General features: G+C 42.4%; 8 protein-coding genes and 2 pseudogenes. All 10 read right to left on the bottom strand.

Annotated elements, in window-relative coordinates:
- A partial coding sequence (locus tag FGT79_RS26755) for a cadherin-like beta sandwich domain-containing protein (RefSeq protein WP_138755897.1) occupies nt 1–1,058 on the bottom strand: 1,058 nt, incomplete at its 3' end.
- A gap of 9 nt (nt 1,059–1,067) precedes the next feature.
- Nucleotides 1,068–1,202: pseudogene (locus FGT79_RS32675) on the bottom strand (cadherin-like beta sandwich domain-containing protein); the annotation flags it as partial.
- A gap of 69 nt (nt 1,203–1,271) precedes the next feature.
- Nucleotides 1,272–2,027 carry an IS21-like element helper ATPase IstB gene (gene istB / locus FGT79_RS26745; RefSeq protein WP_138755895.1) on the bottom strand — a complete coding sequence of 252 codons (756 nt, stop codon included), beginning with the start codon at nt 2,025–2,027 and terminating at the stop codon, nt 1,272–1,274.
- Nucleotides 2,024–3,306 (bottom strand): annotated as a pseudogene (istA, locus tag FGT79_RS26740) (IS21 family transposase). Before istA ends, istB begins: the two are co-directional and overlap by 4 nt.
- Nucleotides 3,307–4,292: 986 nt before the next feature.
- A complete protein-coding gene (locus FGT79_RS26735; protein WP_138755894.1) occupies nt 4,293–5,228 on the bottom strand; it encodes a hypothetical protein in 936 nt (311 codons plus the stop codon).
- Between the two features lies 1 nt (nt 5,229).
- Entirely contained in the window at nt 5,230–6,528 is a 1,299-nt protein-coding gene (locus FGT79_RS26730; protein ID WP_138755893.1) for a hypothetical protein, read from the bottom strand.
- Nucleotides 6,529–6,807: 279 nt separating this feature from the next.
- On the bottom strand, nt 6,808–7,476 hold the full coding sequence (locus tag FGT79_RS26725) for a diacylglycerol/polyprenol kinase family protein (protein ID WP_138755892.1): 669 nt from the start codon (nt 7,474–7,476) through the stop codon (nt 6,808–6,810).
- A complete protein-coding gene (locus FGT79_RS26720) occupies nt 7,473–7,961 on the bottom strand; it encodes an adenylyltransferase/cytidyltransferase family protein (protein WP_171056465.1) in 489 nt (162 codons plus the stop codon). The genes FGT79_RS26725 and FGT79_RS26720 overlap by 4 nt, the downstream gene beginning before the upstream one ends.
- A 606-nt stretch (nt 7,962–8,567) precedes the next feature.
- Nucleotides 8,568–10,073 (bottom strand): 23S rRNA (uracil(1939)-C(5))-methyltransferase RlmD, encoded by a 1,506-nt coding sequence (rlmD, locus tag FGT79_RS26715; protein WP_138755890.1) that lies wholly within the window; start codon nt 10,071–10,073, stop codon nt 8,568–8,570.
- 83 nt (nt 10,074–10,156) lie between these two features.
- Nucleotides 10,157–11,065, bottom strand: a complete 909-nt coding sequence (locus FGT79_RS26710) for a diacylglycerol kinase (protein ID WP_171056468.1) — start codon at nt 11,063–11,065, stop codon at nt 10,157–10,159.
- Nucleotides 11,066–11,104: the final 39 nt, after the last annotated feature.

Below are 11,104 nucleotides of genomic sequence, written 5' to 3'. Positions count from 1 at the left end.
GATACCGTCGGTGTTGCCGTGATGCTGCTCACGCCATTAGCCACGCTCGCCGTGTAGCTTGTCGTGCCAGATGCAAACACCGGACTCAGCGTTCCACTCGACAGACTCAACCCGCCTAAGTCAGCGTTGCTGCTTAAAGCTGCCGCCGCTCGTGTCACCGTCACCGTGTACGTCTTCGTCGTTGTGCCGTCCTCTGCCGTCACCACCGTCGTGATCGTGTTGCTCCCCACATTCAAGCTAATGTCTCCCGATGCTGCTCCGCTCGCAACTGCTATGCCGTTCACCTTCACCGTCCCATTGCTGTCCGACACTGTCGGTGTTGCTGTGATGCTGCTCACGCCATTCGCCACGCTCGCCGTGTAGCTTATCGTGCCAGACGCAAACACCGGGCTCAGCGTTCCGCTCGATAACGACAAGCCGCTTAAGTCAGCGTTGTTACTTAACGCTGCTGCCGCTCGTGTCACCGTCACGGTGTACGTCTTCGTTGTCGTGCCATCCTCTGCCGTTACCACCGTCGTGATCGTGTTGCTTCCCACGCTCAAGTTAATCGTTCCAGACGTTGCTCCGCTCGCAACTGCTATGCCGTTCACCGTCACCGTCGCGCCGGCGTCCGATACCGTCGGTGTTGCCGTGATGCTGCTCACGCCATTAGCCACGCTCGCCGTGTAGCTTATCGTGCCAGATGCAAACACCGGACTCAGCGTTCCGCTCGATAACGACAAGCCGCTTAAGTCAGCGTTGCTGCTTAGCGCTGCCGCCGCTCGTGTCACCGTGACCGTGTACGTCTTCGTCGTTGTGCCATCCTCTGCCGTTACCACCGTCGTGATCGTGTTGCTTCCCACGCTCAAGCTAATGTCTCCCGATGCTGCTCCGCTCGCAACTGTTGTGCCGTTCACCTTCACCGTCGCATTGCTGTCCGACACTGTCGGTGTTGCGGTGATACTGCTCACGCCATTAGCCACGCTCGCCGTGTAGCTTGTCGTGCCAGACGCAAACACCGGGCTCAGCGTTCCGCTCGATAGCGACAAGCCGCTCAAGTCAGTATTGCTGCTTAGCACTGCCGCCGCTCATGTCACCGTCAATGTGTATGTGTTCTTCGACGTGCCGTCCTCCGCTGTCACAAGTATCGTGATCGTGTTGCTACCCACATTCAGGGTAATCGCACCCGATGCACTGCCGCTTGCCACCACCGTACCATTTACTGTTAGCGTTGCCTTGTGTAAATGTCAACATAAACATGTACACTTTTGCTTGTTTAAGGATGTACAAAATTACTTGTCCTCTTGGACAAAATGATCCTTCAATCGGTACGATTCGCCTACAATAGTGACGACAGTTGCATAGTGTAAAATACGATCTAAGATGGCATTAGCGAGCTTGGGCTCACGAAATACTTCATCCCATGCTCGGAAGTTAACATTAGTCGTGAAGATGGTGCTACGCTTCTCATAACGCATATCAATGAGCTGGAAGAATAGCTTGGCATCCTCTGGTTCAATGGGGAGATAACCAATCTCGTCAATAATCAGCAGCTTGTACTTCGTGTAGTGCTTCAACCTTGCTTCAAGTCGGTTCTCAAGCATGGCACGCTTGAGGTTTTGAATGAGATTGTGACACTTGATGAAGTAAGTGCTTGTTCGTTTCTTTGCTGCAGCGATGCCAATCGATGTAGCTAAATGTGTTTTTCCTACACCGCTTGGCCCTAATAATACAATGTTTTCATTGCCTCCTATGAAACGTAAGCTAGCAAAATCTAACATTTGCTCTCGATTAACTGAAGGTTGAAAGCTGAACGTAAAGTCTGCAAGCTCTTTTTGATGCGGGAAGGCTCCAACCTTTACCATGGCATGAATCATATTGTGTTCACGCACATCAATCTCATAATTGGTGAGCTTCACAAACGTGTCCATGAATGAAAGTTTGTTATGAATGCTGAAGTCGACGACTTCATTCAAATGGCTTACCATCTGCTTGAGACCCAGATATTCCAGGTTTCTAACGGCTTGCTGGTAGGAGGTTATACTCATTCGTATGCGCCTCCAATCGTGCGTAGATTCTTCTTCGCTAAATCATCAATATCTGGATAACGTGGCATAGACAAGCTTAAATTCTCTCTGTAATGCTCTTCTGTGTAATTTAACATGGCCGTACCAATGGGATGTCGTACGAGAAGTTTCGTGTTATAATACACATACAGATGATGGTCATAGACTTGTAGGCCTACCGTTTTTCCTTGATACCCAGCTGGTACTGAGTATGGTCTGGATTGGTAGGAGATCATGTTCGACGCATTGATCTTAACAAGCTTATGATGTATGCGATAGGAACTTCTTACACGCTCCGCTGGTAACGGGTGTAAGGAGTTCTTTTCCTTTTCCAGAGCCAGAATGGGCACTTTCCCCGTGCCTTGATGGAGCGATTGATTGACACGATCACAGAGCTTTTGAATGTAGGCCTCGAGCTCAGGTAAGCTAAGCTTTCCTTGATAAGCATGAATTTCATCTAATAGCTTCATTTGAGCCTCTACCTTTCCTTTCGTACGAGGACGCCCTGCGATACAAGGCTTAACCTGAAACCCAAAATCTGCTGCAAACCCAGCGAATTTGGCATTCACTCTCCCTGCTGTATGCTCGGTCCTTGCTTCGTCCATGACGGTCTTCATGTTGTCGGTTAGAATCTCATCTGGCACCCCGCCAATGGCTTCAAAAGCCTCTGTTAAGAAGGAGAGCAGCACACTCTGAGACTTCGTTATGCTCATGTGATACATGCGAAAGCGTGAGCACGAGAGCAACAACACGGCAACATTCACTTCGACTTTCTCTCCATCCTTTAATTCGAAAGGAATACTTTCCTTCCAATCTAATTGCGCTTGCTTGCCGGAGCTGTCTCAAAACGAACAGTCCCCTGTGGTGACGCTGTGCGCTGCCCATTCGTAAAGTAGGCTTTAAACTCAGGTTTACGAGCGATGTAGGCACGAAAAGCGGACGCAGAGCACAGCAGCCCATGATTGTCCGTTAAGTACTGCCAGAGCACACGCTTGTAGTAAAAAACCTGCTTGCTGTCTGTGGATAACAATGCAGCAATGATTTCATAATATTCATCGATCTTCGATCCTTTATCTCGTGATCTTCTCCTTGTAAATCCGTCTAGATATTTCTGAATGGTTCGACGATCCACCTCTAGCTCTCTTGCTAACTGGCTTATATTCATTTTCATATTGAGATTCCCCATCAATGATTTTAGTTTAGGTAAGTCTAGCAAACTACGAATCTCGATATTGGATTGAACATTCAACGTGATGTACATACTCATCTCTCCCTTGAGACCAGTATGGTTCATCTCATCCATGTTGTACATTTTTATTCAAGCATTTCTGTACATGTTTAGATTAGCATTTACAATGTTCCGAGTCTTCTGTGCTGTGTATCTACGAGTTTGGGAACATACATTATTTTGCGATATCAGCCACTTCAACTATTTCGTTGTACTGAAAAGTAGTCCCTCTCCAAAAAAAAAGGATTCCCAAATAAGAGAATCCAGCTGAATTTCAACTTCTATGTCGTTACGAATCAGGTCTATGTTAACCCTTAGAGTAAGCAATTCTAGGTCAAAGAATCTGGAAATGTGAGGATCACCTATAGCTTTAAAGTTTAGTTTAGAAGACAATGAGTATTCTCATCGCCTTTACCTATAAGTAGATCTTTTGTTCAGTATTAATAAGCCCTTGCTAAAAAACAGCCCTCAAACCCGCATTCCACCGTTGCCTTAATAAAGACTGGACAGAAAAACAGGGGAAAGGCTTGATGGATCTGGGTTTGCCCCGTTCTCCATTCGTCCCTTCCCCCCATTTAATCACTTCTTTATACGATTTTTTGAACGGGTTTATTGTTGGTTACAACTTTCTCACGAGTGACACAACCTACTTCACATGTGTGGAGTAGGTAGAGTCAACATTATAATATCAATTTTTGGGATGCCAATCCCCTTGATGCTATTGCTATCTGCGCCACTCAGCCAACTGAATCTCGTATCTCGCTACCTTCCCAGTCATTTCGGAGTGGGTAGAGCATTATCTAACATTGCCCTTACCAGTGTAGCCTGGATTTTAATTCCTAGCTTTTAAGATATAATGTTACGATGTTTCTTAATTGTAACTTCACTTACAAACAGACGCTCGGCAATCCTTCAATAATGAGTGGTACTATTTCCTGCTCCCTGACAGAAATCAGTTTAAGCTTATCATCAGATACTTCTCTATTTTGCACATCCAATTAATCTCTAAAATAATTTTTTTATTTTGTAATAAGCTTTGTAGCCATTTCGAAGTCAAAAGATTTTAAAAGATTTTCTCCTTTTTTAGGAACAAAATTTCCTTTTCTATAATCCTTCAATAGTAACGCAGTGTCACTGATTGATAACATTTTCAGGTTCGGCAGACCTTCAAAGTGTCTTCTGTGTTCGGATTCAGCAAAACAACCGTCTAGCATATTTATAGTGAATCTTCCTGATAACGATGATTCAATATTTACTGATGTTAGACCATTTGTAATCATTATTTCTCCATGATCAATTAACTCAAAAATGTTTCTTTCTGAATTAGTTAAATTCACATGGCTTGCTTTAAGATTTGATACATATTCCATATAATCACCAATATCAGGAAGTTTAACAATTGCTCCTTCATTCCAGACTGGAGAAAAGGTTTTCAAGGCAAAATTAACATCTTTATAGTACCCAAAATCCGAAAGTCCATGATAAACAATGTTTTTATTCCCATCACCTATATTTTTGACCTTTTTTATCCAACCCACATTATAGACATCTCTTCCTTCGCATGAAAGATGAGCATAGCCGTCTAAAGGAAATAAAATTAATTCAAAAATAGATTTAAGCCACGGTAAATCGTTATTATGCATAAGAGTTGCAAGGTCATGCGGATAATGTACAGTTTTAACTGGTTTCAAAATATCAATAGCCTCAAGGACTGTTGTCAGCCCATTAATGCTGTAATCATACACCCTTTTATAGTAATCGTAATCTAAAAAAACATGCGCGGATGTTATAAGAACTACATTATCATTTTTAAATCTAAGCATATCTTCTCTAATATTTTTGCTGGTGTTGTTAGTTATTTCCACACAGGAATACCCCTTATCTTTCATATATCTATATAAGGGATTCAACACATATTCACTTGAAATACCAAAAAATATATACGTTTTGTTCATATCAATCCTCCCTTTTGTTTTCCAAGCGATATGCCCTGTACAGTGTGATTTCGTCATTAGATTCGTAATAATCTGACACTTGACCTTGTATCTGATATCCATCGGGATAAAGATATTTTGAAATAGGAAGATCTTTAGAGAAAAACCCATGATTTCTATAAACTTTGGCACTAACTTCATAAAATCCACTTTTATGAAGAGTTTTTCTGATATAATCGTCATTCAGATAAACTGGATATGTGCAATTCAGCGCAGTTTGAGAAATTTCATTTCCTTGAACCCTGCAATTGAGATTTGATATATTAAAGGAAAGTTTTCTTTTGTCAACTCCTGGAATTACAATATCACCATGAAAATCAAAGAAAATTGAGTTTTCGCCAGGATGTACTATAAATTTTATGTTTATATTTGTTGGATTTGATAAGTCATAACACTGCTGATCGAAGGAACCGCGTATATACAAATATCCTTTTCCACACAATGCATAAGAAGTAAAGTTGATTTCTGCTTCTACAGAGAATAGATTAGTATTGTAAAGCTTAATTAATGCCTTTTTACTATCTCCTTCTGCCCATCTAAAATAAGTTTCATCATGTTTTTCAGAAATAGAAAAGCCCTCCTCCCAAACAACGCAAATCGGGTCTTTCGAGGTTCTGACAGGAAGGTATAAGTTTCCTTTTATTTTTTGGCCCATCTCAAATAAAAGTTCCTGGCTCAATAGGATAAGTGAAGATAAATTTATGTTCGAAATTATGATATTATCTACACCGGTCACATCTTCTATAAGTGTTGTAATATTAGGTTTAACAGCTTTCACTTCAGGAAGATTATTTATGTTTGCATAATTATTAAATATATTAGAATAGTGGCCTATCACTGCTGTCTTGTCCTCTACTAGTGCATACAAGGCTTCTATAGGTAATATGTTATAAGAATCATACTCCTCATCCTTATTATTTATCGACGATATAAGATTTGATTGCGTTGATTCGGATCCTAAAATCGGCTTCAGGTTGTGTTGTTTAATATTGATAGTTTCCAAATCACGCAAAAAGGATTTTTTTAAATGAGATATAGAGTTATCGATCTTGCGTTTATTTTCATCTAATATTTCAGCCCTACTTAATTCAACGATACTCTGTAGATAATCCATTTTTTTGAAATAAATCTGTTCGCTGGTTTCCATTATGTTGGAGAGTTTAATTTCCATTTCAGTCATAATCGTACTATGTAATGAATCCAACTTTTTCAAATAAATCTTTTCATTGGTTTCCATTATGTTAGATAGTTTAATTTCCATTTCAGTCATAATCCTAGGTAGTCTATATAAGTTTAAACACATAGACATTATCCAACCTATAACAGGTATTTTAATAATCTTGCTGAATATCATAACAATTTCCTCTCTAATTCTATAATTTTATTTAGAGCATATTGGTTTGTATCAGGAGTGTTTAATTCTAGTTCGGTATCAGCAATTTCAGACCACATTTTACAGTTTTATATTAGACACTTTTTTCAGTAAATTCTATCCATAGGTTATATAACCTATCTTCATTCTATAACTCTTGCACGTTTATTAGCACAATATCCAAGTAAATGCACAGCAAACCGTGGGAATTGTAATGTTATCAAGTCCTCTTACAGAAACTGCTTCAGTTACTGTGGCAATAATACTTATAATTATGCAAAAAACCATTATGTCCAAAGAAAACCCAATAATGTACGAATATAAAATACACAATAGAAATGTTGTAATGAACATAGATAAAGAACCAGCAAGAGTTTTTACATGTTTTCCGATACGATATTCGCCAAATTTAAACTTGCTCCCGACTAGTGCGGCAGCTGCATCACCGAAAGACAATGCCAAAACCGCAAATCCAGCTAAATATTCATTCTTGAATATAAAATACTGAAAAAAAATGACAACAACAATACTTAAAGGAGACGCAATGTATGAAAATTTGAACAACCCAACCTCGTTCCCTCTTTCAACATCAGAAAGAAAAGACGGCGGTTCTTTCATTAAGGCAAAAATAGTTCCGACAATTACATAAAATGCAGGAATAGCAACAGCGTACCAAAAATTATCAAATAGGATTAGTGACAGAAACCACCAAGAATGCACGAAAATATGTGTAAGTTTTCTTCCGAATTCACGATTTCTCTTCGTAACAGGGTTCAAAAGTATTGGGATGCCAATCCAGTACAGCATTGAAAATAATTCCTTCAAAATTATCATCATAAAGCCTCACTCATTAATTTTCCCTTTAATATCTCAAAGCCTAAAGGTGATAGGTTATCTCTTGCAAATTGTTCGTTGTTAAAGAAATTGCTAACAATATTTGTGGATGTAACATCTGCAAAGTCGTCTTGAATTTTCAAGAAGTCATTCTTATCGAACAGTTCTTCGCAATCGAACTGTTTATAATATTGACGTAATCTATCTATTTCAGATATTTCGTGATACCCTTGGATTATTATATCAGACTCCTTAATTAAGTTAATCATATCAGATACATCAATCAATACTAGGATTTTGTTTGTCTTAAAAATAGATTGAGCAATCAGGAATCGTTCCTCAACACTGAATCTTGAACTTTTCTTTAATGGACTGCGATTAATGCAAATAGTTATTTCTTGATTATACTTTTCTTTTGCAAGCAAATAAGTGTTTAAGTGACCTTTATGCGCAGGATCAAAGCTTCCGGCAAACACAATTTTTTTCATTAATTTCATCCTTTGTTTAGGTCTGTTCTATCAACAATTGACCTTAAGATTTACTCCCAGATTTGTTTAAGCAGAAGATGACTTTGGACAGCCAGCCTTCTGAGAGAATACTGATGCAAACACTAGAACATTAACATATTCATTACTATATTTCAATGTAATTATTGTAACATTTTAACAAATATAACGAGTTAATTCTCCTAATAAGATCATAGTGGAATTCAGCAGACATTAGCATAGAAAGAATTTTGATGTAAATTTAAGTCTGGTAGATTTTCTTATAAATTCTTATATCGAGAGGATTACATGAGCTGAGCAACCCATGAACTCATTAGTCATGTATCCTCAACCCTAATACGAAAAAATGCGATTGACCTATTTCCAAGAACAGTAAGTCAATCGCATTTTTAACAAGAAAAGTTATCGTTATTAAGTTTTTTAAGTTACTTTTGTTAAAAAAAACGTAAAAATCAAGCCTTTTCGCCCAATTCTAAATTTCTACTGTTTTCAATAAATGAACCTTGTTAATAAACGCCCCATCATGCACTTACCCATTGTATCAAGCTTATTCCGTTTTTTCAGGAGTTTATTAGTTATAGCATGGGATTATTCATTGGTTACATCTACACGTTGCATTAGTACCACCGCCTCCACATGAACCGTCCAAGGGAACATATCCACAGGCACAACCTCAACCGTCCTATACCCGCCGTCCTCCAGCACACGCAAATCCCTTGCCAGTGTAGAAGGGTTGCAGCTCACATAAACAACCCGCTCCGGCTTCATCGCCAGGATCGTCTCAAGCAATGCCGGATCGCAGCCTTTGCGAGGAGGATCGACGACGATAACATCCGCCGTTATCCCTTCCGTGCGCCAGCGCGGAATGACGACCTCTGCTGGACCTGCCTCGAACGAAGCATTTGTAATGCCATTCAATTCAGCATTCCGAGCCGCATCCTGAATCGCTTCCGGCACAATCTCCACGCCATAGACGCGTCCAGCCTGACGAGCGAGGAACAAAGAGATTGTTCCAATCCCGCAATACGCGTCAATAACGGTTTCTGTACCCGTGAGTCCAGCGTACTCCACCGCTTTCCGATAGAGCGCAACGGTCTGCATCGGGTTCACTTGGTAGAACGACCGAGCCGAGATCGCGAAGCGAATGCCATCAAGCTCATCATAGATAACCTCGCTGCCCCAGAGGACACGCGTCTCGTCACCGAATATCACGTTCGTATTCCGCTCATTCACATTCTGTACAATGCTTTTCACATTTGGCAGCTCCGTACGAATTCGTTTGACCCATTCATCCGCCGCAGGCAGCTTCTTGACGTTCGTGACCAGCACGACCATCATCTCACCAGTGATTACACCGGTCCGCGCCATCACATGCCGCAGCACACCCCGTCCCGACTCCTCATCATAAGGCGCTGCGCCAAGCTCACGGCCAATTCGTTTCACGACGCGAATAACCTCATCATTGTCCTCATGCTCAATTAAGCAATCATCCATATCGATGATTCGATGGCTGCCCCTAGCATAGAAGCCTGCGATCAACTGCCCATCTCGATTGCTTGTGCCAATCGGCACAGAAGCTTTGTTCCGATAGTGCCAAGGCTCGTCCATCCCTACTGTTGGATGCACAACAATTCCGCCCGACGTTTGCTCCCCATCCGCAATCACGCCTTCATCAGCAACATTAAGCTTCCCGATACGCACGAGGTTGTCCACCACATGCTGCCGTTTCCAAGCCAGCTGTGCAGGATAATCGAAATGCTGAAGCTGGCAGCCGCCGCACTCTTTATAAATATCGCATGGCGGCTCAATACGCGAAGGGCTTGCTTGCAACAGCTCTTCCAATCGTGCATAGCCATATTGCTTCTTGAGCTTCATCACCTTGGCGCGAACCCGTTCACCGGGAAGCGCTCCCTGAATAAAAAGGGTATAGCCGTCAGCACGGCCTACCCCTTCTCCGTCATGCGTCAGGCCGATAATATCGACGGTGACTTCTTCATTTTTTTGAAAAGGCGCATCTACTGGAACCGTTGCTGCAGCTGTACCTGATCCGCCACGCGTTCTGCCTTTGCCGCCTCTGCTTCTTCCTTTGTTCATAAACTCTCTCCGCTCTATCTTCAATGCTGTTGCATGCTAATTGCTACCCCGTATTCCCTAGCCCTGCCATTGTTCATCCCAGATTACTGGTATGTGGAGACTCCTGTCTCGTCGGCAAAAATCCGCAAATGCGACGGAAGTACCGAGAACGTACATGGCAGCACGCCGCCATACTCACCGTCAAGATTAATCTGCACATAATCTGGCGTCGTCACCTTGAGCTCATCCGTCCGGAAATGAATGACATGTGGATCATTCAGATGCTCCCCGCGCAGCGCAAGTGAAACCAGCTTAATAAACTCAGGCAAATTGCATTTGCGGATAAGAAGTACGTCGAGCAGACCATCATCAAGCTTGGAATCCGGTGCCAACCGCTCGAACCCGCCAACAGAATTGCTGTTGCAGATGAGAAACATCATGAATTCGTCATGGAACTCGCCAACGCCAGCCGCCTGAAACGTTAGCTCCGTTGGGCGCAGGCGTGTCATCTTCTCCATGCCCTTCATATAATAAGCGAGCTGACCGATCATCGTCTTCAGCTTGCTTGGCACATCATAAGTAAGCTCCGTTAAGGAGCCGCCACCAGCTATGTTGATAAAATAGCGCTCGTTCGCCTTCCCTACATCAATCGGTCGGCTGTATTGCTGAATGATCAGGTCGACGGCGTACTCCCAATGCTTTGGAATTCCCATCGCCCTTGCGAAATCATTCGTCGTACCGACTGGCAATATGCCGAGCGGCGGTCTGTTTTCCTTGCCAGTGAGGCCGTTAATCACTTCATACAGCGTGCCATCGCCGCCCGCAGCAATAATCATGTCATAGCCGCGTTCCGTCGCTTCCGCAGCGGCAAGCGTTGCATCTCCTTCACCAATCGTCGCGTGGCAGCTCGTTTCGATGCCGCCCTGCTCAAGCCGCTGAAGAATGTCCGGCAGTCGCTTCTTCATTTCTTCTCTTCCCGATGACGGGTTATAGATTAATCTCGCCCGCTTGATTGTCATCTCGGCCCCACTCCTAACGATCCAGTCATCCTA

The sequence above is a fragment of the Paenibacillus sinopodophylli genome (assembly GCF_005930355.1).
Classification (GTDB): Bacteria; Bacillota; Bacilli; order Paenibacillales; family Paenibacillaceae; genus Pristimantibacillus; species Pristimantibacillus sinopodophylli.
The sequence above is the reverse complement of the archived record's forward strand: the minus strand, read 5'-3'. Positions and strand labels throughout refer to the sequence as shown.